Annotated in this window: 13 protein-coding genes, 1 tRNA gene and 2 pseudogenes; 8 read left to right on the top strand and 8 right to left on the bottom strand. The window is 35.8% G+C overall.

Going from position 1 to position 22601, the window contains the following annotated elements; genetic code table 11:
• Positions 1-356 precede the first annotated feature (356 nt).
• Positions 357-1415, bottom strand: coding sequence for an A/G-specific adenine glycosylase (gene mutY, locus ACFINC_RS02965; protein WP_375616032.1), 1059 nt, complete (start codon positions 1413-1415; stop codon positions 357-359).
• Between the two features lie 201 nt (positions 1416-1616).
• Here mutY and ACFINC_RS02970 point away from each other — a divergent pair, with 201 nt between their 5' ends.
• The 4 genes and pseudogenes from ACFINC_RS02970 to ACFINC_RS02985 all read left to right on the top strand — a co-directional run.
• Positions 1617-2117, top strand: coding sequence for a DUF721 domain-containing protein (locus tag ACFINC_RS02970; protein WP_375616033.1), 501 nt, complete (start codon positions 1617-1619; stop codon positions 2115-2117).
• Positions 2118-2200: 83 nt separating this feature from the next.
• Positions 2201-2857, top strand: coding sequence for a DsbA family protein (locus ACFINC_RS02975; protein ID WP_375616034.1), 657 nt, complete (start codon positions 2201-2203; stop codon positions 2855-2857).
• Between the two features lie 166 nt (positions 2858-3023).
• Positions 3024-5690 (top strand): pyruvate, phosphate dikinase, encoded by a 2667-nt coding sequence (gene ppdK, locus ACFINC_RS02980; protein WP_375616035.1) that lies wholly within the window; start codon positions 3024-3026, stop codon positions 5688-5690.
• 710 nt (positions 5691-6400) lie between these two features.
• Positions 6401-7309 (top strand): annotated as a pseudogene (locus tag ACFINC_RS02985) (integrase); the annotation flags it as partial.
• A 139-nt stretch (positions 7310-7448) separates the two neighbouring features.
• On the opposite strand, the gene ACFINC_RS02990 reads toward ACFINC_RS02985, so the two are convergent.
• Entirely contained in the window at positions 7449-8288 is an 840-nt protein-coding gene (locus ACFINC_RS02990; RefSeq protein ID WP_375616165.1) for a peptidoglycan-binding domain-containing protein, read from the bottom strand.
• A gap of 1020 nt (positions 8289-9308) precedes the next feature.
• Between ACFINC_RS02990 and ACFINC_RS02995 the strand changes: the two genes are divergently transcribed.
• Both ACFINC_RS02995 and ACFINC_RS03000 read left to right on the top strand, forming a co-directional pair.
• A complete protein-coding gene (locus ACFINC_RS02995) occupies positions 9309-9653 on the top strand; it encodes a DUF5330 domain-containing protein (RefSeq protein WP_375616036.1) in 345 nt (114 codons plus the stop codon).
• Positions 9654-9791: 138 nt separating this feature from the next.
• A complete protein-coding gene (locus ACFINC_RS03000; protein ID WP_375607835.1) occupies positions 9792-10202 on the top strand; it encodes a SufE family protein in 411 nt (136 codons plus the stop codon).
• 99 nt (positions 10203-10301) lie between these two features.
• Here ACFINC_RS03000 and ACFINC_RS03005 read toward each other — a convergent pair whose 3' ends face one another.
• Positions 10302-10739, bottom strand: coding sequence for a MucR family transcriptional regulator (locus ACFINC_RS03005; protein WP_375607792.1), 438 nt, complete (start codon positions 10737-10739; stop codon positions 10302-10304).
• An 822-nt stretch (positions 10740-11561) separates the two neighbouring features.
• Between ACFINC_RS03005 and ACFINC_RS03010 the strand changes: the two are divergent.
• Positions 11562-13654, top strand: a pseudogene (locus ACFINC_RS03010) (S9 family peptidase).
• Between the two features lie 81 nt (positions 13655-13735).
• Here ACFINC_RS03010 and ACFINC_RS03015 read toward each other — a convergent pair.
• Positions 13736-14338, bottom strand: a complete 603-nt coding sequence (locus ACFINC_RS03015; RefSeq protein WP_375616037.1) for a superoxide dismutase — start codon at positions 14336-14338, stop codon at positions 13736-13738.
• Positions 14339-15639: 1301 nt separating this feature from the next.
• Here ACFINC_RS03015 and ACFINC_RS03020 point away from each other — a divergent pair.
• Positions 15640-15714, top strand: a tRNA-Gln gene (locus ACFINC_RS03020).
• A gap of 225 nt (positions 15715-15939) precedes the next feature.
• Here the strand turns inward: ACFINC_RS03020 and ACFINC_RS03025 are convergent.
• The 4 genes from ACFINC_RS03025 to ACFINC_RS03040 all read right to left on the bottom strand — a co-directional run bounded on the left by ACFINC_RS03025 (position 15940) and on the right by ACFINC_RS03040 (position 22545).
• Entirely contained in the window at positions 15940-16404 is a 465-nt protein-coding gene (locus ACFINC_RS03025) for a toxin-activating lysine-acyltransferase (protein WP_375616038.1), read from the bottom strand.
• Positions 16405-16410: 6 nt separating this feature from the next.
• Entirely contained in the window at positions 16411-17382 is a 972-nt protein-coding gene (locus ACFINC_RS03030) for an HlyD family type I secretion periplasmic adaptor subunit (protein WP_375616039.1), read from the bottom strand.
• Positions 17383-17527: 145 nt separating this feature from the next.
• Positions 17528-21367: an autotransporter outer membrane beta-barrel domain-containing protein gene (locus ACFINC_RS03035; protein WP_375616040.1), complete on the bottom strand. Its 3840-nt coding sequence runs from the start codon at positions 21365-21367 to the stop codon at positions 17528-17530.
• 392 nt (positions 21368-21759) lie between these two features.
• On the bottom strand, positions 21760-22545 hold the full coding sequence (locus tag ACFINC_RS03040; protein ID WP_375616041.1) for a DUF1499 domain-containing protein: 786 nt from the start codon (positions 22543-22545) through the stop codon (positions 21760-21762).
• Positions 22546-22601 lie beyond the last annotated feature (56 nt).

The following is a 22601-nucleotide window of genomic DNA, read 5'->3' on the forward strand; positions in this document are numbered from 1 at the left end:
TCCATATTGAATCGATGAAAATTACTTTCTTGCATGTCATAAACGGGGGTGGCGTGTGAATAAAAATTGTTAACGAAAGAACTAAAAGTACCTCTTATAATCCGTTTCACGTACCAAGGGATGTTGAGGGGGCTGGTAAATATAACGATGATGCTAACTTGCTCCGTCATAAGCGAAAAAAGGATAGATCCTGAAATTTAAATCTAAAGCTTCTAAGCGTTTCTATCCCTCCTTAATTTTTGTCTGTAGAAAAAATTGGTTATTTCATTTTTTAAAATTTTTCTTTTACAGATTAATAAATGATCGCTAGAGATACAAAAGTCTCCATTAGAAAACATTTTTATGAATAGGGAAGGTTATTTAAATCTGAAAGAATTGGGAAGTGCTACGGAAATGGCTTTTTTCATAACAGTAGGTAATGCTTCTTCGGCAAGATGTTGAATGTTACACCACCAACCATTTTCACAATTCATTTCATGAACATCTTCGGTATAGTAAACATCGAGTTTTAGAGAAAAGTGAGTAAAAACATGCGTAATTTGTCCTTTGAATTGCCAATTGGCAGTAAAGGGTGCGTTTTGGAGCCCATTTTCGTTGTTTATGCCAATATTGTTAGGAATTTGGGTCATTCCACCAAGGAGCTTTTGCGTCTGTCGTTTTTCCAAATAAATTTGTTTCTTTTTATTAAGGACCACAAAAGCAATACCTGTTTTTGAAGGGCGTTCTTTTTTAGGGGCTTTAACTGGAAAAGACTCCGGTTGTTGCATCTTTTCTGCTTTGCATAAACATTGAAGAGGGCAGGTATAACAAGATGGTTTGCGTGGAGTACAAATTGTTGCTCCCAAATCCATCATTGCTTGAGCAAAGTCACCAGGACGATTTAAAGCAGTAATTTTTTGTGTTTTTTCTTTAATTTCAACTTTTGCTTTTTGCAATATTGAAGTGATAGCAAAAAGTCGCGCTACCACACGTTCGACATTACCATCAACCACTGCTACAGGGTGGTTAAAAGCAATCGCAGCAATGGCTGCGGCAGTATAATCTCCAATACCGGCTAGAGTTCGCAATTCTTTTACAGATTGTGGAAATTGTCCCGCGTAGTTTTCAACAAGCTGTAGCGCACATTTTTTAAGATTACGTGCGCGTGAATAATAACCAAGTCCAGCCCATGCTTTCATGATATCATCTTGGGAGGCTTTTGCTAAAGAGGAAAGATCCGGCCATAGTTTTAGAAACTTTTTAAAATAAGGCTTAACTGTTTCAACGGTTGTTTGTTGAAGCATGATTTCAGAAAGCCAAACCTGATAAGGATCAGGACGGATACCTTGTCTTTGCTCTTCGGGGGTAATCCGCCATGGGAGGTTTCTATGATTTTGATCGTACCAAGAAAGGAGGTGCGAAGAAATTTCATACATGATTGTTTTCAAGCATAGAGAGATGTAAAATGCAAAAGAAAAAATATTTATTTTGTAGTTCTTTTTTTTGCTCTTTTATTGTTGAGATCCTGGTGAGGAGTGGATTTTTATTTTGTTGATATTTTATAAATTAGGGAGGCAATTATTTTTAGATAAAACAAATTATTGTAATTAAGTAAATGGTTGAAAAATGATCTAAAAATGAGAAAACAACTAAAAAAACATATCTTTTATTCTCTTTCTGAGACGGTATTCAAAATACTTGATCCCGTTTTGCGCAAACGGACAGGGCTAAATGTAGAGCTTATAGAGCATTGGCCACAAATTGTGGGCCATGATATCAGTGAACATACAATGCCGCTTAAAATTATTTGGAAACGTCGTGCAGATCAAGATGAAGTTTTTCAGCCAGCAACACTTGTTGTCGCATGTGAAGGATTTGCGGCGTTGAAATTGATGCATGAAACAGAGGAATTTCTTCATAAAATTAATGGATTTTTTGGCTATATTGCTATTGATCGCATCAAGATTGAACAAAGGCGTCTGTCGGTTTTTATGAATCATTTGCCTCTAAAGCCGACTTTGAGTGAACAAGACAAAAAATGCGTGGAGAAAATGCTTGAAGGAATTGAAGATAAAAGTTTACGCCAATCACTTTATAAACTTGGCTGTTGCATTTTTTCGGAAAAAAATAATAAATAGCAAGATATTTTATATATTTTTCTTTAATATATGAGAAAGCATTGGATTCCTATTCGTTTAATAACAACAGAAAAGTATTATTTATGGTAAAATTTCGTTCTTTTTTATCTTTCGGGATAATTTTTCTCTTCATAACGATTGTACAAAATAGTGTAACAGTTGCTTTAGCGCGTGATCTCAAACCAGTGGCAACAGTTGATATGGCTGAGCTTCTCCAATCAGGTAAAGTAAAGGATCGCTTTGAGGGAGAGGCGGATGCACCAGTCATCATTGTTGAGTACGCTTCGTTAACATGTGTTCATTGTGCACATTTTTACAATGATATACTTCCTCAAATTCGCAAAAAATATATCAAAACAGGAAAAGTGAAACTGATTTTCCGCGATTATGCTTTTGACCCTCGGGCAACAGCAGGTTTTATGTTAGCACGGTGTGCACCAGAAGATCGTTATTTCCCTTTGATAGAAGTTTTATTTCAAAAACAAAATGAGTGGGTTTGGGGAAAAGATGCTCTGACACCATTGAAAAAAATTAGCTTAATGGCGGGTTTTACAGATGAAAGTTTTACGGCGTGTTTGAAAAATCAGACCATTTTAGATGAAGTGAATGCATCTTTTGAGCGTGGTAAAGAACTTGGTGTGACAGCAACGCCTACGTTCTTTATCAATGGTAATAAATATGAAGGTGCTATGAAAGTAGAAGACTTTTTTTCGGTGATTGATAGTTTTCTTAAAAACTGAATCTTAATCTTCTAGAAGATAGATGGTGATGTGGTCATTATCTCTTTTAAGAAGATTAGGTATTATGCATTTATGAAGCGATCTTTTTTATTTCGCCGATTTTGAATCATTTAAGTTAAGCCTAGGTTGAATGGTGTTTTGATGCTGATATGGGAGGATTTGTACAATGAAAAAATGGGTTTATAGTTTTGGAGATGGAAACGCAGAAGGAAGTGCAAGCGAGCGTAATCTTCTCGGAGGTAAAGGGGCTAATTTAGCAGAAATGAGTAATCTTGGTTTGCCCGTACCGCCAGGATTTACTCTGACAACAGAAGTTTGTAATTTTTATTACGCACATGACAAATCATACCCAGAAGAGCTACAGGAATCTGTTAAGCAAGCATTAAGACGCGTTGGTGAACAAACAGGACGTGAATTTGGTAATGAGCAAAGACCACTTTTGCTTTCTGTTCGTTCAGGGGCTAGGGCTTCTATGCCAGGAATGATGGATACAGTGCTTAACCTTGGCATGAATGATAAGACTGTAAAAGCTATTGCTTTACAAGCTAATAATGAACGGTTTGCTTATGATAGTTATCGGCGTTTTATCCAAATGTATTCTAACGTTGTTTTGGGGGTAGACCATTCTTATTTTGAAGAGATTCTTGATGAGGCAAAAGAACGCAATGGTTACACTATTGATACAGAAATGACAGCAGATGATTGGAAACATGTTATTGCTTCTTATAAAGCATATATTGAAGAAAAATTAGGAATCCCTTTTCCACAAGATCCTGAACAGCAATTATGGGGGGCGATTGGAGCCGTTTTTTCAAGTTGGATGACAGCACGCGCAGTCACTTATCGTCGTTTACATAGCATTCCTGAAAGTTGGGGAACGGCAGTTAATGTGCAAGCTATGGTTTTCGGCAACATGGGTGAAGATTCGGCAACAGGTGTTGCTTTTACACGCAATCCATCGACAGGAAAAAAAGAACTTTACGGTGAATTTTTAGTTAATGCGCAAGGAGAAGATGTTGTGGCGGGTATTCGAACGCCTCAAAATATTACAGAAAATGCGCGTATTGTTGCTGGTTCAAATAAGCCGTCTTTAGAAAAAATTATGCCTGAGGCTTTTTTGAAGTTATGTCAGATCGCGCAGAAGCTTGAGCAGCATTATCGGGATATGCAAGATCTCGAATTTACCATTGAAAAAGGTAAATTATGGATGCTGCAGACTCGTTCGGGAAAACGTACGGCTCGTGCAGCTCTCAAGATGGCAATTGAAATGGTTGAGGAGGGGTTAATAAGCCGTGAAGAGGCGGTAATGCGTATTGATGCAAAGTCACTTGACCAACTTTTACATCCAACACTTGATCCCAAAGCAGAGCGTTTTGTTATAGGACGTGGTTTACCTGCTTCTCCTGGAGCAGCAACGGGTGAAATTGTTTTTACTTCGGAAGAGGCAGAAACGGTTTCAGCAGAAGGGCGAAAAGTTATTTTGGTCCGTGTGGAAACAAGCCCAGAAGATATTCATGGTATGCATGCTGCAGAAGGAATTTTAACAACGCGTGGCGGCATGACAAGTCACGCTGCTGTTGTTGCGCGGGGAATGGGAAAACCATGTATTTCTGGTGCTGGTAGTGTGCGGATTGATTATAATACAAATACGCTATTTGCTTCAGGAGAAAGCTTTAAAAAAGGCGATGTTATCACGATTGATGGTGGAAGTGGGGAAATTTTCAAAGGGAAAGTTGCAATGTTGCAGCCTAAGCTTTGCGGAGACTTTGCAAAATTAATGGAATGGGCTGATGGGATGCGACGTATAAGAGTTCGCGCCAATGCTGAGACGCCATCTGATGCCCGTATGGGGCGTTCTTTTGGGGCTGAAGGTATTGGTCTTTGCCGTACGGAGCATATGTTTTTTTCTGGAGAACGTATTGTTGCCATGCGTGAAATGATTTTAAGTCATGATGAAAGTGGTCGTCGTAAAGCACTAGATAAGCTTTTGCCAATGCAGCGTTCAGATTTTAGTGAACTATTTGAAATTATGTGTGGTTTACCTGTTACCATTCGTTTGTTAGATCCGCCACTCCATGAATTTTTGCCTAAAACGAAAGCAGAAATTCTTGATGTTGCAACAGCTATGGGGGTTTCTGCTGAAGTGCTTGCTGAACGTGCTCAGCAGTTACACGAATTTAATCCTATGCTTGGATTACGAGGATGCCGTTTAGCTATTACTTATCCTGAAATTGCAGAAATGCAAGCGCGGGCGATTTTTGAAGCAGCAGCAGAAGCTGCCCAAAAATCTGGATCTCCTGTTATGCTTGAAATTATGGTGCCATTGGTTGCGCTTAAATCTGAACTCGATTTTGTAAAAGCGCGTATTGATCAGGTTGCTGAGGAAGTGATGAAAGAAAAGGGAGGTACTATTCAATATATGGTTGGGACGATGATTGAACTTCCAAGGGCAGCGCTTCGAGCAGATGAAATTGCTGAAACTGCTGAATTTTTTTCATTTGGAACAAACGATTTGACACAAACTACTTTTGGGATTTCCCGTGATGATGCTGCTCCTTTTTTGGCAACCTATTTTCAAAAAGGTCTTTTAGAGCAAGATCCTTTCGTATCTATTGACCGTGATGGAGTAGGGGAACTTATTACCATTGCTGCACAGCGTGGACGCTCAAAGCGTGCAAAAATAAAATTGGGAATTTGCGGTGAACATGGAGGCGATCCTGCCTCTATTGCTTTATGTGAAGAAAATAACCTAGATTATGTTTCGTGTTCTCCTTTTCGAGTACCAATTGCTCGTTTAGCAGCAGCTCAGGCCGCAATAGCAAAAAGGATGTAATGGGTTAATATTTTTTATTGTATAGTTATTACAGAAATAAATTTTTTATATTTTTTTATTTTCTTTAATAAAGGGAATAAAAATGCTTCTAAAATGCACGATAAGTTGTGTTACGCGAGAAAGTGTTTTTTTAGAGGTTTATGAGAGAAAATATAAAGCATGATAGACAAAGATGTATTATTAATACATTTTCAAGTATTGAGGAGCCTCCTCCTTGATAGAGGGCAGCGTGTTATTGTGTGCAGTTAATTCACACATTTTCTTTTTAATAGGGTTATGAACTCTCTTCACGCAAAACAGATCACTCAAAACAAATGCATTTGTTTTGAGTGATCTGTTGTTTTGAAGAAACGTTTCTCAGTGCAAAACTCATTTCACATTGGTATTCGTGGAATGGAATTACGTAAAGTTTCTCGTAAGTTTATACCCTCAGAGTTTATAAAATCCACTGTGCGCTACCATCTTTTACATTTATGAAGGAATATCATAATTATACAAAGCATTGATTTATAATGATAAATTTAATTTCTCATCTTGAATGAGAGCCTTGAATATCATAAGATTCTCTCATTTCAAATTTATTCCATGCTGAATCAGTCAAAATCATTCGCTTTCACATAAGGAATATCGATGTATGCGGGGAAAACATTAAAGAAAAGACTAAACAATGCCTATAATGAACTGTCTCAAGTGCCAAGAGTTGGAGCAACATTAGAGGCAAAGTGGATGGTGCGGGTTTGCTCAAGCGTCAAGATGGTAGCGCACAGCGGGTTTATTATTTATACCATTCACGCATATCATTGTGAAATAGGTTTGGATGCCTTGAGAGTTGTTTCTTTAAAGAAAGCACGTGAATGTGCAACTCAAGTATATTTGGTTTGGGGCGTTCTGTTTTACATGAAGGGACGTGACTTCATTAAAGAAAGTGAGAAACAAAAGCGTGAAGCAATGCGTCATCTCCATTATCTAAAAGAACATTGCTTTAGATGCTTTTGAAAGACGTAAAGCAAAATTAAGAGAAAATGGTAAAGGTGAGAAGTGGTTTCTATTTTTAAAACTTCATATTCTCCCCCAATTAGGCTGCCTCCTCGTTTCAGAGATTAGGCAAACAGAGATATGCAATACTTTTTCTCCCATCTGGCATACCAAAAGCTGCAACAGCAGAAAAAGCACTGAACCACCTTAATATTTGTTTCAAACATACTGCAGCGTTAGGTTTTGATGTTGATTTACAGGCAACAACAAAAGCACATACTTTCTGAGAAAAACAACTCCATAAAATGCAAAATAGACCAGCAATGGATTGGAAAGAGGTTTCCGTCTTTTGTCTAGATACTCAGTAAAACGATAACAATGATACAATTTGACTTAGCGTTTGCTTATTCTTACAGGTACACAAATTCTTTGCGTTATGTGAGATCAGATTGATGGGGATATCTGGATAATTCTTGGCTCGAGAATATAAAAGGAAAGCGTGATGCTACAATAGAATTTCGCGTGTCCTTATCATCTGAAGCATTGGAAATTTTAAAATAAACGCGTTTGTTTTCTCGCAATGATTTCTTTTTTCTGCTAGAAGCCTCGATCCCCTTGCCATAAATTGTATGGCTCAATATGTAATGTGTAAGAAGATGTCCCTGATTGATTTAATATAAGAGGGCTTGAGATGAAGGAATTTTTTTGTATTCGGAGAGGGTATTCAACAAGAAAATTATCATTATAAATCAAGAGATTGTTTTATAATGTTGATGATTAGCTTCAATTTAATAAACCAATTTCACGCATTTTTATTAAAATTGTATGATTAATTTTACCAGTTACAGGAAGATCAAACATTTTTTGAAACTGTTTTAAGGCTTCTATCGTTTTTTGATCTTCTATTCCTGTGGCAATAACCTCCTCATGACCAAAAATATGTAAAGCTTTTTGTACCCGTATAATATCTTCAACAGAAGGCTCTAAAACAGTTTCCCTTAAATGTGTTATATTGCTTTTTGTTTTATTTTCCATTTCTATTTCGCTCTGCTTAATTAATAGCGCAATTTCATCTGTTGTAGGATGAGGTAAAACATTATTTTGCATTTTCTGAGCAGCTTGTTGTTTCCATAAAGTGATCGCACGGCGTGTTTTAGGTCCTTCCAGTCCATCTAATGGTCCATCATAAAGTCCTAATTTTGCGAGTTCTTTTTGCTTTTCCAGCATTCTTGCTGATTGAGGGGGTAAAGGTGAATTTTTGTGGTTATGACTTTGAGAATGTAGAGAAGTCACACGAGAGAGTTCTTGTGATCTTGCTTCTTTTTCGGATAAAATAGAGCTCTTCCCTATACTTTGAGCGGAGGAAAACTTCATTCGAGTGAAAATATCTTGATGCATTGTCATTTGCAAAAATAAAGCATTAAATGAAACAAATAAAAAACTAATAGTAAAAAGAATAGACCCAACAAAAAATAAAGTATTTTTTCGTGTATAGAAATAAAGATTTTTTATACTCCAAAAAATGAAACGAAAAATTGTAAGAAGAAGTGTGATAACGATACTACTAGAGTATTTACGGTGTTTTACAGTTTTTTTTCGAAACGTCTTTCGTTTTGTTGTCATCATTTTTATTTTCAGTTGCGTTTATGTTTCACAAAGAAACGAATGCAAATTAGTTTTACTTTTCGCTAGAGAGAAATGCATTTACATTATTGTTTTTTCCTTTCAAACTCCTAGAATAAGCAGCTTCATTCTATCAATGTATAAGTTGATCAATCAACAAGAGCTCTTATCAATTTTTATTAATTTCAGATTTTACAAATCTTTAATATGTATAAAGAGAACATCAAATGATTAACGTTCAAGATCATTTTAGTGTTTGCAAACTGCATTATCACATATAATCATCTCAATAATAATATCACGTTATTCTTCATTTTTGGCGCAGATGTTTGCCTATTATTTAAAAACAAGTTAGAGATTATTCTTCTATAACGTTAAAAAGATAAGAGTCATTATATTCTTTACAATTTACATATATAGGGTTACTTTTCTGTAAACGGTTTGGTGAGAATACTGGTCTCTTAAGGTTATTATATTTTAGTGTAGCTACTTTTATATCAATTAAATTGATTTACAATGTTATAAAAAAACTTGCCTTGAGATCTGGAGATGGAGTTATAAGAGATGAAACAATTGTTTAATTTTTTGATCGACCTATTGATCATGTTGATGATGTGCTCGTAAAAATTTTATAGATAATGTAAATATTTTATCACTATTAAAGTCAGAATAACAGAATTTTACTCTTTTTAGCTTTTTCAACTAAGCTAAGATGGTGAATTGTTATTTAAAATAAGTATGTACATAACATGATTATATCTCTCATTTTTTACCATAGTATGTTCATTAACATGATCAGCCTGTAAGTGTATAATTTTGATATTAATTTTTTACTGAATAGACAATGTATACTATTTTATACAGAGGAATTGTGTCATATTTATAAAAAAAGCCAATTATATAGCTCCAATACATGAATACTCAATTTTATAAAAAACACATTTTATAAATTGTTTATAAAGCAACAGTGTATAAAATGCTTCTTTTATTGTATTTACCACTGCCGTACATTGATTGTCCATGATACGTTTTTTAATCAAATTATCATTTCTTTTATTTTTTATTTTTGTCATTATTTCATTTTTTGTAGCAGATCCAAGCAGTAACCATTCTTCTAGCCCCAAAAATAATGAGACAACAACGAGCGATGTGATTATTGCTTTTAAGGAAGCCTTAAATGACTTAGGAACATTTTGTGACCGTAATATAGAAACCTGCAAAGTAGGAAAATCCTTTTTAAGTTTACTTGGAGAACGCGCATATTACGGTGCAAGAGCTGCTTATGAGTATTTTGGGCACATATTAGGCAACAAAAATAATACAGAGCCTTCCCCAAACGCTTCTCGCAAAATGGAAGTAAAATAATTCTTACACAACCATACAATGTTATCTTGAAATAGGAATTTTTAACGTTCCTCATGTTATTTGTATTAGGATAATAAATATTTATCTATCCAATAAGTGTATTTAACATGATGATTAAAATGAAACAGGATTAAGATGATGGCGGAAACAATCGATAATATTATAGAAAACTTTTCGCTTCTAGATAATTGGGAAGATCGTTATCGTTATGTAATTGAGCTTGGCTACGAACTTCCACCTTTTCCGGAAAATGCTCGAAATGATGCCCACAAAGTTCGTGGTTGTGTTAGCCAAGTGTGGCTTTTATCTTCACGTAATAATTCAGAAGATCCAATATTAACGTTTCAAGGTGATTCCGATGCCCATATTGTGCGTGGACTCATTTACATTCTTCTAGCTTTTTATTCAGGAAAAAAAGCTTCTGAAATTCGCAATTCTGATGCTCACGGACTTTTTGAAAAACTTGGTTTAAATGAAAATCTTACACCACAACGATCAAATGGTCTGAAATCAATGATCAAACGGATTCGTAACGAAAGTTATATATAACCTCTCCTTTAAAAAGGTCTATACATACCAAGGCTTCACAGGAAACATGTATACTAAAAATCAATTTTACACACGAAACTATTTTTTCGCAAAATATAATTATTTAGTTTTTTTCCGCTTGCTTTTACGTCCAAGACCCATTTCTTTGGCTAAAGCTGATCGTGTTTTTGCATAATTAGGCGCTACCATAGGATAAGAACTGTCTAATTGCCACTTTTCACGATATTCCTCTGGTAACATTCCATAATGTGTCATGAGATGACGCTTTAAAGATTTAAATTTCTTTCCATCCTCAAGGCAAATGAGATAATCAGGAAATACTGAACGCTTTGGATTAACAGCAGGCCTCTGTTTTTCAATTTCAACTTCTGCTAGCTCTAGATTTCCTGCTTTACGAAAAGCAGCATGGACATCAGCAATTAAACTTGGCACTTCAGTCGGTCGAATAGAATTATTACTCACGTAGGCAGCAACAATATCAGCAACCAATGTAATAACTAAATTGCTTTCAGTCTCTAAGACTGGACGATGTTCCATTCTTGTTTCCTTTAATTTAAAATCGAGTAATTCAAAATCGAGATATAGTGCATATACTCATAATATAAAGATCTCATGCACATGGGTTTCATATTGTACAAAAATCTTTTTTGTCAATTAAATTATTCTATAAAATTGCCAAAACACAAAAAAATCAAATAAATACCTCTTTTTCGTCATAATATACAATAAGAAAAACGTCCCCCTTACATGCTAGAAGATAGCTTTATTCTATAACATATCCTACATAATATCCAATATATCACAAATATAAAAAAATATAGGATAAAATTTATTATTTGTTTAGAACATAAAAATAAAATTGTTAACTATAAAAATACACCATATAAATAAGTATTTTTATTTTAATACTTATAATTTGTTAAATATTTTTTTAATAAATTTTAAATTTATTTTAATTCGTAATTTATTAAATTTTAAAAATACAAATTATTAATATTACAATATAAAATTATTTCATTAAAATGGCGTGGAATATTTTTTATTATTTCATAATATAATGAAAAATCTTTATATATATATCTATCTTTCTATAAAAGTGTTCAGTTATACTGTTTTTTAAAAATAAATTTCTTCTTTTTATAGCATAATTACCTTACCAACCTCTTTTATTATAAAATGGTATTATATTCCTAGAAAACAATAGCAGTGATATGTAATGAATAGAAGGATATTAATTGTAAAATTATCATAGCACTATTTTTGCAAGTGAGTAGGACTTATAGATTTTTACACTTGCATAAATAAGTATGATTCTAACATATAACTGAAGCTATTAACATATTTTATATAGGGTTATGTATGATTTGCACTTTTACAATTCCTCCTAAAGCATCTAGAATCACTCATAAGGAAATATATCATGGTATTTTTCGTGATGATCCCTATCATTGGTTACGCGCATCTAACTGGCAAGATGTTTTTAAAAATCCTAACTGTCTTGACTCCAATATTCGACAGCATCTCGAAAAAGAAAATGCTTATCAAGCAGCTCAAATGGCTGATATAAAGCCATTACGAGATTTGCTTTTTACTGAAATGAAAAACAGGATCCAAGAGAATGATAGTTCCGTTCCTATAAAAAATGGACCTTTTGCTTACGGTTTTTCTTATGTTACCGGGGGGCAACAACCACATTATTTTCGCATGCCAAGGAATGGTGGAGAAAAACATGTTTATCTTAATGGTGATCTTTTGGCTGAAGGTAAAGAATATTTCAACTTTGGTTCAGTTCAAGAATCTCCTGATCATAGATATGTTGTATGGACCTATGATGATAAAGGATCAGAATTTTATACAGCTAAAATTCGGAATTTAGAAACATTATCTGATTGTATGGATATTATTACTGACACATCCGGACAGATTGTGTGGGATGCTCAATCTGAAGGTTTTTTCTATACAAAAGTGGATGAAAATCATCGACCTTCAGAGCTCTATTATCATCGCTTAAACACTGATCAATCGCAAGATAAGCTTATTTTTCGTGAAGATAATCCAGGTTTTTTCTTAGATGTAAGCGGCTCTAAGCTTCATGATGTTATTTATATTAATATTCATGATCATGAAACGTCAGAAATTTGGTTAATACCTGCTAAAGCGCCTCTTAGCGTTCCTCAATGTGTGCGCAAGCGGCAAAAAGGTATTGAATATTCACTTACAGAAGGTGGTGATGTCTTTTATATTCTTACCAATTTAGATAACGCAAAGGACTTTAAAATTATGGTTGCGCCGTATGCTGCGCCGCAATCAGAAAATTGGTCAGAGCTTATTCCACATCAGCTTGGATGTTTGATACTATCTCATGATGCGTATCAAGATTTTCTTATCTGGCTCGAACGTTTTGAGGGGCTTCCTCGTATAAAAATTATGGAGCGTACGACGAAACAAATCCATTCTATTACTTTTGATGAGGAGGCTTATTCTTTAGGTCTGCAAGGGGCAGCAGAATATAACAGTCAATCCATTCGCTTTTCTTATTCATCTATGACAACGCCTGATCAAGTGTTCGATTATGAGATGAAAAGACACAAACGAATATTGTTAAAGATGCAAATAATTCCCTCTGGCCATAACAAAGATGAGTATATAACGCGACGTGTTATGGCCATTGCAGACGATGGTGAGAAAATTCCCATCTCACTTTTTTATCATAAAACTACTCCTCTGAATGGTCGTGCACCTTGTCTACTTTACGGTTACGGTGCTTATGGCATCTCTATTCCTGCCAGTTTCAATAGCAATGTACTCTCTCTGGTAAATAGAGGTTTTATTTATGCCATTGCTCATATTCGTGGGGGAAAGGAAAAGGGTGTTGAATGGTATGAAAAAGGAAAACATCTTTTTAAATATAATACATTTACCGATTTTATTGCTTGTGGGCGCTATCTTGTAAACAATAAATTTACAGCTCATGATCGGCTTATTGCGCATGGTGGTTCGGCAGGAGGAATGTTGATGGGTGTTATTGCCAATATAGCCCCACAGGATTTTGCTGGAATCGTAGCTAATGTGCCTTTTGTTGATGTTTTAACAACGATGTTAGATGCTTCCTTACCTCTAACGCCTCCTGAATGGCCAGAATGGGGAAATCCTCTTGAATCACAAGAAGATTATAAACTTATAGCTTCTTATTCTCCCTATGATAATGTCAAAGCGCAAAAATACCCCCCCATGCTTGTGATAGCAGGATTAACCGATCCTCGTGTAACTTACTGGGAGCCTGCAAAATGGGTAGCTAAATTGCGTGAATTTAAAACAGATGATAATGCGATTTTATTACGCATTAATATGGATTCAGGGCATGCAGGTGCAGCTGGACGTTTTTCAAAGCTAGAAGAAGTTGCCTATATCTATGCATATATTCTAAAGATAGCAAGAAAAACTGTTGTTAATCTATAATATCCCCACTTTAAAAGCCCTATAATTCATTAGACTATAGGGACTTTTATAGGCTATACAATTATTTAGACAGCTTACAATCCACAATCTTCATAAAGTTTCAAAACATAATCCCAATTAATCAAATTATCCACGAAAGCTTCGAGATATTTCGGGCGAGCGTTGCGGTAGTCAATATAATAGGAATGTTCCCACACATCAACGCCTAGAATAGCTTTAGCATCATGAACCAAAGGATTTTCACCATTAGGCGTTTTCATAATTTCAAGCTTGCCATCTTTAACCACAACCCACGCCCACCCAGAGCCAAATTGGGCACCAGCAGTAGCAATAAAATCAGCACGGAATTTGTCATAACCACCTAGATCAGATTCAATAGCTTTTGCTAGTTTTTCAGGCATTTTTTTACCACCACCACCATTTTTCATCCAATGCCAAAAATGGTTATGATTGTAGTATTGCGCTGCATTATTAAATAAACCAATATTTTTCCCAAAACTTTTTTTAACAATTTCTTCAAGGCTTTCATTTTCCAAGCCTGAATCTTTCACCAAGTTGTTGGTATTATTAAGATAAGCGAGGTGATGCTTATCATGATGATATTCAAGAGTTTCGCGTGACATATAGGGCGAAAGAGCATCGTAGTCATAAGGCAATTCAGCCAATTCAAAAGCCATTTAAAAATCTCCTCGATTCTAATTGTTAAGCGCCCAATTTGCCATTTGCATCACCTAAAAGCAAATGTTGAATGCGTATTTATATTAATTAATTTAATGTCTCTCTTTGTAAAAGGAGCTTTTAGGCAATGTATGCTCATCAATCAAAAAAGGGCACTGGTCTATATAAATATTGCTTCAAAAGAAATTTTACATCTATGAACGGGTAAAAAATATCATGACCTTTTGAATAGAAGGTAAATGGAAATAGTTATCATTCCTTGTTCTTGTACCTCAAAATATTTTTTCAAATACGAGACAAATTGTTTTTAATTTTTGTAAAATTTTTCCAACCTATTGGTATGGTGTATCCATGGTGTTTGCAACAGGAATATTAAGTGTTATTTTTTAAGAGACATTTCTCAATGTGCTTGATTTCATTTTATAGCGCTACTCATGAATAATATAACGTAAAAACATTGGATATTATCATCTTTACACTTATGAAAAAGTGCACCGGCATCATCATATATGTTACTGATCCCCAATGTTGTCACAGCTTTTATTTTTTTATTTGGAGATGGTCCATAAGAGCGTTTTACTCCTTAGTCTTCTATTGTTTTTTATCCATACCTCTGCTTGTGATATGCGAGAGAATGACTTTGATTGGTTTAATATAAAAGAATTTGAAATGAAAAAATTTTACGATGTTTGAGGTTGTTACTCAGAAGTGCAAATTTGTTAATTTTTATTGTAAATCAATATTTATCTTGTGCGGATACTGCTGATTTTTGCACAAGATTAAAAAAATATTTTGTAAATTTTATTACCACTGAAGGTTTACACATATTGATTAAAAATAGAATTTTCTATAAAAAGCTTACTCAAAGCCAATCTATTCGTAAGGAAAGGCAAATTATTTTATATTGAGGAATCCAAAAACAAAAATACAATTAAGAAGATAAAAAAAATCATCAACACACAACATTTTCTCTTTGTTTTGTTTTAATTGAGTAAGATGAGATTTGAAGATACAAAGAAAAATACAGAATATGCTGATTTATTCAATAAATGAGTAAACGACAAGATTCTCATTTTATGCTCTTAGAAAATTAATAAAAGGGTATAATAATTGGTGGATAAATGGTTGTTGTGTTAAAGGTGCAGCTGTATATTAGTTTTCGCTGCGAATTTGTATTGATGCAATATCATTCAAGACTTAGAAACTTTACAATAAAAAATAAGATCTTTGATTTTCAGATATTGCGTCCAATCACAGGAATCGCTATAAGGTGCAAAAGTAATTGTAAATCGTGTTTTTTTGGGGTATAGCCAAGCGGTAAGGCACCGGTTTTTGGTACCGGCATTCCCTGGTTCGAATCCAGGTACCCCAGCCAGCCTTTAGTGAAATGAATCAATCATAAACTTGAGAAATCATAGAGTTGAGAGTGGATTAAACCTCTTATATTATCTTTAGCCATTCATATCGGATTGGTCAGAGAGGAAATACGCGTCTGTAGCGGAGTGGCTCTTACTATAACTATAGTCAAAATAGTTATTTTAGGGATTTTTCTTTATAAGAGTGGGGCTTAAATGATTTATGCGCACTTGCTTTAGAAAAACTATTTGGCTGGATTTTGCGCTCTATAGCAACACCAGCGTGCGATTTTTCTTATTCCACCATCTTCATTACGTCGTACAGCATAACAATAACGCTGATCAGGAAATATATTTCGTTGCATATCACGTACAATATGAGCAGTATGGCCATAAGGTGCTACACAATCAATAAACCATACGTATTTTCCATTTTGCCAATTGGCATCGGGTAAAAATTCTCCCTTTTTAAGCGTAGATTGATGATTTTTTTCATCTAAAAAAGCCCAAGTGATAAAGGCGCAAAATTCTCCACGTTCATTTTTATAGAGCTTGTATTGCCCAGTCTGTAAAGCTGGACCTAAGTTTCGGTCTATATCCCAAATTCGCCAGCGGTGGTATAAGGGAGATGTAAGCATTAAAACCATCATAGCTCCTAATGCTGTAAGAGAGTCTATGAGTGATGATGAAGGATTTTCATGCACACACATTAATCTTTATCTTTTCTTTAGGGACTGTTCTAAAATTTTGGTGATAGGTTCAAAGAAATAAGAAATGAGACGCCGTTTTGAGGTAATGACATCCGTTGTTACAGTCATGCCAGGGATAAATTTAAATTGTTTGTTATTCAAAGTGATGTGATCTTGGTCAATTTTGATTAAAACAGCGTAGACACCATTAATTTCTTTATTATAGCGCGCTGTAGCGCCTACATTAACGACTGAGCCGTGGATAACACCGAAACGTTCAGGCGGAAAGGCAGAAAACTTGATGTAAGCACGTTGGCCCTTTTCTAAAAAACCAATATCTCGATTATCAAAAAATGCTTCAATAATGAGACCGCCCGCACCAGGGACAATGCGCATGAGAGTTTTACCAGCCTCTACAAAGCCACCCAAAGTATGGATACTTAAATCATCAATACGTCCATCAACAGGTGCATAAAGTGATAAGTGGTCAAGATGGTATTGAGTGCTATCAAGTTTTGCTTTTAACCCTTGAAGATTCAGCTCTGTTTCACGCGAAAATTGTCGATAGCGGGCGTTTTCATCGGAAATGAGACTTTTCCGTTGTTGGCGGAGGGTGTTTATTTCGGCGGCATTTTCTTCCAAACGTCTTTGATTGGTTAAAATTTCATGCTCGACATTTTTAAAGTCATGTAAACGCTCTAAGTAAACGGCTTGGCTAATGACTTTTGTTTCCATTAGGCTTTTTGCAGCCTTTAATTTCCCTTGGCTTAATTGACGATCATCTTCCAACCTACCTAATTGCGCATGTTGTGTTGCACCGCTGCGCTCGACGCGGTCCGCTTGTGCTTTTAGCGCTTTTAATTTATCTTGGAGAGATTGAAGGGTAACACTAATGAGTATTTCTCCTTCTATTCTTGAGTTGTGTTGCCAGAAGGAGAAATTGGCAGATAGGCAAGCGCTTTGGTTACAAAATTTTATCCAAAGGATTGCTTTCAGCAAGAAGTGTTGTAGGTATGTTATAAAGACAAGAATAACCGGTATTCCACGGTAGGTTTGTGCAAATCAAAAAGGCCACACAGTATGGAGTTGTGCAGCCTTTTTATGCAAGCAAATGGGAAAATAATGCTCACTTTACAGCCTTTTCTTAGAACTGATAACGTATTCCACCAGAAAAGCTCGCTCCTGTTATACCCGTTTTTTGCAGCTTTTTTTGGTAACTAACATCACCATGAAGTGCGATATTGTGGGAGAGTTGTGCATTGATGCCCAAACCGCCTTCAATGGCAGTTCCAGCAGGATCAAGGTCAAATTCCCTACCAATCTGTATTTTCCCATCATCACTAAAGGTTTTAAGAAAGTTCACTTTTCCATAAAAAGAAAAGGGATGATCGCTTTCGGCAGAAACAGTTTTAGTTAAACGTCCGCCAATCCGAACCAACCATTGGGAAGGATTTTTCATATCAATTTCCAGATTATCAGCATCTTTCATGGTGTCAAACGACAATTGTTGATAAACAATTTGTGCTTGTGGCTCAAACTCTATCCCTGCCATTCCTGTAGCAAATACTTTTCCAATGGTAGCCGAAGCACTCAAAGTTTTGGCACCCTTCAAGTTTGCGGCATTCTTGATGTCAGCCGTAGTGATATTTCCATCGATCATGCCATAGGAAGCTAGGACATCGACATATAAGCCATTGTTGTGTTGTATGCTGCCATAAGCTGTAACCGCCCATTTATTGAGTGTGCTTTTGTCTGCACCCTCCATATCCTTAGGTGTGAAAGAGAGTTGCCCATAGGTTCCCATAAGTCCAAAATGCATGGTGATATTTTGGCTTTCCATTGCAGCTAATGCACCACCTGCTTGTACGGCAGCATAGCGAATATCAGCGCCATAGCCATATTTGAAGGGACCACGCTCAGAGGTTAAGGTAGCAGTGCTACTATAGGGTAAAAAGAAGAAAGAATAATTTTGTGTTGTACGGATATCAGCTAACAATTTGCTTTGCTTAGTAATGTCGGTAAAATCAGCGTAGAAGAGCGCGTTAGGCATCACGATATAGCTTGCCACTTGCGGTACGACAGCTTCCACATGTGGACTAGGAACAGAGCCACCGGAACCGCCGCCAGAACCGCCATCACCACCACCGGAGTCTAGAAATGCTTTATGCAAGCGAAAATCCCAGAAGTTTTCATTTTTTTCATCAAAGAGGTTTTGCTCAATATTGGCTGTGCCATGGCTTGATTCTGGTCCATAAGCAGTTAGTATGTATTTATAAGGCAAACCATCTCTTGTGATATAACCATTGGCTAATTTGAAGGAGTCTTCCATCGCTTTTCCAGAGACTTGGATAAGGGAAATACCGCCTGCATTCGAGGGAGCTGCAGCGTTTTCTACACTGTTTTTATCCCCTACATCACTCTTGATATAAACTGTTGTTGTACCTGATGCATCGCCATGAATGAGAACTCGATCGGTTTTTTGATCGTCTACTGCAACCCCATCGCTCCATGCCATGTTAAAGTGAATTTCTGCGTTTCCAGAAGCGTTATAGACTTCTGGAGTATTTTTTTTACCAGAACCGATATGTAATGTGTGGTAATGGTTTTCTATTGTTTTTTCAAAAACAATTTTGCTGTCATTGAGGTTGAGTACAGAAACATCAGAACGTGATCTTTGAGTGATATCAAGTAACTTTCCCGCATCATCTTTTTCTTTTCTGCTGGTGTTCACAAACCATGTTGTACTGTTTTTGAGATCAAAGCTTGTTTGCCCATTTTCGTCATTTCTTACACCACCTTGTAAGACAGAACGGTCTGCGGAGAGTGAAAAGATTTGATTATGTTTTGGTGTATCGTGGATTATCCCTACGAATAACCTATCGGCTCTGATTTCTGAATCTTTGAGGTTGAGTTTACCATTTGATGAATTGTTGGCAACAATACCCGTTCCATCTTCGATGAGAAGGTTTGTATTGGTCAGGTTGATTTCTGAAGTTTGATCGTTTTTTGAGTTATCAAAGCGTAGTCCATTGCGCTGTGCTTTTGCAGAAATATCTGTGACATCAATATGTCCGCCATCTTTTAAGACAAATGCTGCTCCTTTTGCACTTACACTCCCTCCCGTCATTGTGATTTTGGCTTCTTCATCATCTGCATATAACCCAGTCGTATCAGATGTTACTGTGACATTATCGTTTAAAGTAATAGTGCTACCTTTCAGAGTTTGTACTTCTCCACCAAAGGAACCGCCGCCCGTTACTGTTATTTGGGAATTATCATTAGCCAAGAGAGCTTTTTCTGCATTCTTAACGGTTACATTTTTTAAAGTAACAGTGCTTCCTTTGTCAGCACTTATTCCTTTCTCCATAAGAAAGCCATCTTTACCGCTTGATATTTTCACATCTTTCAGCGTGTTTTCTTTGCTTGTGGTTTCAAGGAATAATGCACCTACTGCTTCGTCTCCTGTGACTTCAATAGATCCTCCTGTCATCTTGATTGTCGCATTATCACTTTGGGCTTTAACACCGATCGTAGCATTTTTAATTGTTGTGTTTCCATTCAATTCAATGGTGCTGGAACCTCTTGCAAATGCGCCGAATTTTGTTCCTTTTCCATTTGCTGTGAGAGCAACGTTTTTAACATTAATATATCCACCAGCTTTTGTATATAATACACTATTGCTACCGGTAACAGTTCCCCCTGTCATAAAAATTTTTGATTGCTCACCAACTGCATGGAGGCCATCACCCTCAGATGATGTGATTTTAGCCTCATTGTCCAAAGTAATGGTACTACCGCTTTGAGCATTGATTGCATCTTCTTTTGCTTCAAAAGATCCACTAGAAACCATTACTTGAGATTTGTTATCTGCATAGATGCTGCGTTTTGCTTTTGTGACGGTTACATTTTTTAAAGTAACAGTGCTTCCATTATCAGCATTTATTCCTTTTTCCATAAGAAAGCCATCTTTTCCACTTGATATGTTCACATCTTTCAGCGTGTTTTTTTTGCTTATGGTGTCAAGGAATAATGCACCTACTGCTTGGCCGCCTGTGATCTCAATAGATCCTCCTGTCATCTTGATTGTCGCATTCTTACTTTGGGCTTTAACACCGATCGTAGCATTTTTAATTGTTGTGTTTCCATTTAATTCAATGGTGCTAGAACCTCTTGCAAATGCGCCGAATTTTGTTCCTTTTCCATTTGCTGTGAGAGCAACGTCTTTAACATTAATATATCCACCAGCTTTTGTATATAATACACTATTGCTACCGGTAACAGTTCCCCCTGTCATAAAAATTTTTGATTGCTCACCAACTGCATGGAGGCCATCACCCTCAGATGATGTGATTTTAGCCTCATTGTCCAAAGTAATGGTACTACCGCTTTGAGCATTGATTGCATCTTCTTTTGCTTCAAAAGATCCACTAGAAACCATTACTTGAGATTTGTTATCTGCATAGATGCTGCGTTTTGCTTTTGTGACGGTTACATTTTTTAAAGTAATTATGCTTTTTATAGCGGAGATTCCTTTGGTCATCGAAGTGTTGTCTTTACCGCTTGATAATTTCACGTTTTCCAATATCGTTGTGCCACTGTCATCAGTGTCTGATATAACGCCATAATCGGCTGCAATAACACCTCCTATCATCTTAAATGTACTACCATGCCATATTCCAACACCACTATGCAGCTGAGTATTGTTTGCACTTTTAATGGTTGTATCCCATAACTCAATTGAAGATTTGGTTCTAAGGACTACAGCATCCAAATCGTTGTTTATTGGATGACCTCCGGTCAGTGTTAAATTTTTACCGATGATTTTTCCACCATTTGTTGTTTGAATATATTCATAAGTCTTGTTTGATACGTTTTTTACTTCTCCTTTATCAACTTCAAGAGATTCAGCATGTACGTTGAGATTGTTGCCAAAAAGCATAATTGCTGCGACAGCTGTACAGGAGAGTAAAGATTTTTTAGACATAGCTGTTCCTCCCTTATAAGCTCCGCATGTTCTCCCCGCTTAGAAGTAAGAAAAATAAACAATTAAAATTTTAATTATAATACTTACCTATTAGTTAATTTGTTATTGTTTGTCAAATATTGTAAATTTACTTTTTAATAAAATAAATCATTTTTATTGTTTAATACATAGTATATTAATAGTTAATATACATTAATACTTAAAACATTTTAAATAAAAACATCAAATGGGAGACAAAACAATATTTTTGTTATGAAATAATTTAGGATTGAGATATTTTCGTTTAAAAGCTTTGTCTTGAAAGAGTAAAAGCACTTTCAGTAATAAGTAATAATAGTGGAAACAAATGACAGGTTGGTAGGGATTTTTCTGTTGGAAGTAAGTACAAGTTTCTACTCATCATCTTGAGAAAGAGGAAGTGAGGCTATTTCTGTATCAAGCGCATCCATAAAATCGATAATAAAAGCAGCATTGGTTCCCAAATCTCTTGGCAAATAACGAGAAGCAGAACGCATATCAACAAAAGTTGTATCCCCTTCATTCGTTAAACGAATAACAATATCTGAAATAAAGCCAAGGTAAAAAGTTTTGGCCATTGTTTCAATATAAAGCGCATCTTCTTCACCTTTAAACTTTTTTTGAGCCACAACGGGCCAATCATACGCAGCTAAAACATTGAGAACGGATTCGCGAATACGGTCAGGTGATCCATCATAACGGCGCCCTGACATTTCTGGCCATTGTGAGATCTGTAATGTTGCTTGTTCAGTCAAAACACTTTTGAGCGGTAAAGCATCGCTAGGACGTATTGTGCGAAAAAAAGCCGGCGGGTTTTGTGTATCGGTAGAAATATCATAAAGAGCCGGTAAGGTAAACCAAAGTCCCAAAAAGAGCATCAATGGTGTTGCAGTTATTAACGAATAAACGATCCCTTTTACAGCTTTCATTCCCCCTAGGGCTCCATAGACCCACAAACTATGAAGTGCTTTAAGAGCGAGAAAAAGAGAAATAATCACACAGCAAGTAGAGATTCCTATCAAGATTATGAAGTCGCTTACGTTAAGTACGGAAAAACGTTGTAAAATGACCGAAAATAATAAAATAAAGAAGGCTAAACCACCAAATCGAGGGGACCATACTGCTGCTCTTGAAATGAACCGAACATATCTCTTCTTCATGAAGTTTTTCCCCTCAATTGTAAACTATAAGCCAAGTTTTTTCAGAGCGCATATCT

It is taken from the genome of Bartonella sp. AP58NXGY, from assembly GCF_042195785.1.
Taxonomy (GTDB): domain Bacteria; phylum Pseudomonadota; class Alphaproteobacteria; order Rhizobiales; family Rhizobiaceae; genus Bartonella.

What these genes read in the sequence shown, in the direction of transcription:
- ACFINC_RS03025 (WP_375616038.1), bottom strand. Translation starts at nt 16,404, where the DNA reads ATGTGTGTGCATGAAAATCCTTCATCATCACTCATAGACTCTCTTACA.
- ACFINC_RS02990 (WP_375616165.1), bottom strand. Translation starts at nt 8,288, where the DNA reads ATGACAACAAAACGAAAGACGTTTCGAAAAAAAACTGTAAAACACCGT.
- ACFINC_RS03000 (WP_375607835.1), top strand. Translation starts at nt 9,792, where the DNA reads ATGGCGGAAACAATCGATAATATTATAGAAAACTTTTCGCTTCTAGAT.
- ACFINC_RS03035 (WP_375616040.1), bottom strand. Translation starts at nt 21,367, where the DNA reads ATGTCTAAAAAATCTTTACTCTCCTGTACAGCTGTCGCAGCAATTATG.
- ACFINC_RS03015 (WP_375616037.1), bottom strand. Translation starts at nt 14,338, where the DNA reads ATGGCTTTTGAATTGGCTGAATTGCCTTATGACTACGATGCTCTTTCG.
- ppdK (WP_375616035.1), top strand. Translation starts at nt 3,024, where the DNA reads ATGAAAAAATGGGTTTATAGTTTTGGAGATGGAAACGCAGAAGGAAGT.
- ACFINC_RS03005 (WP_375607792.1), bottom strand. Translation starts at nt 10,739, where the DNA reads ATGGAACATCGTCCAGTCTTAGAGACTGAAAGCAATTTAGTTATTACA.
- mutY (WP_375616032.1), bottom strand. Translation starts at nt 1,415, where the DNA reads ATGTATGAAATTTCTTCGCACCTCCTTTCTTGGTACGATCAAAATCAT.
- ACFINC_RS02970 (WP_375616033.1), top strand. Translation starts at nt 1,617, where the DNA reads ATGAGAAAACAACTAAAAAAACATATCTTTTATTCTCTTTCTGAGACG.
- ACFINC_RS02975 (WP_375616034.1), top strand. Translation starts at nt 2,201, where the DNA reads ATGGTAAAATTTCGTTCTTTTTTATCTTTCGGGATAATTTTTCTCTTC.
- ACFINC_RS02995 (WP_375616036.1), top strand. Translation starts at nt 9,309, where the DNA reads ATGATACGTTTTTTAATCAAATTATCATTTCTTTTATTTTTTATTTTT.
- ACFINC_RS03040 (WP_375616041.1), bottom strand. Translation starts at nt 22,545, where the DNA reads ATGAAGAAGAGATATGTTCGGTTCATTTCAAGAGCAGCAGTATGGTCC.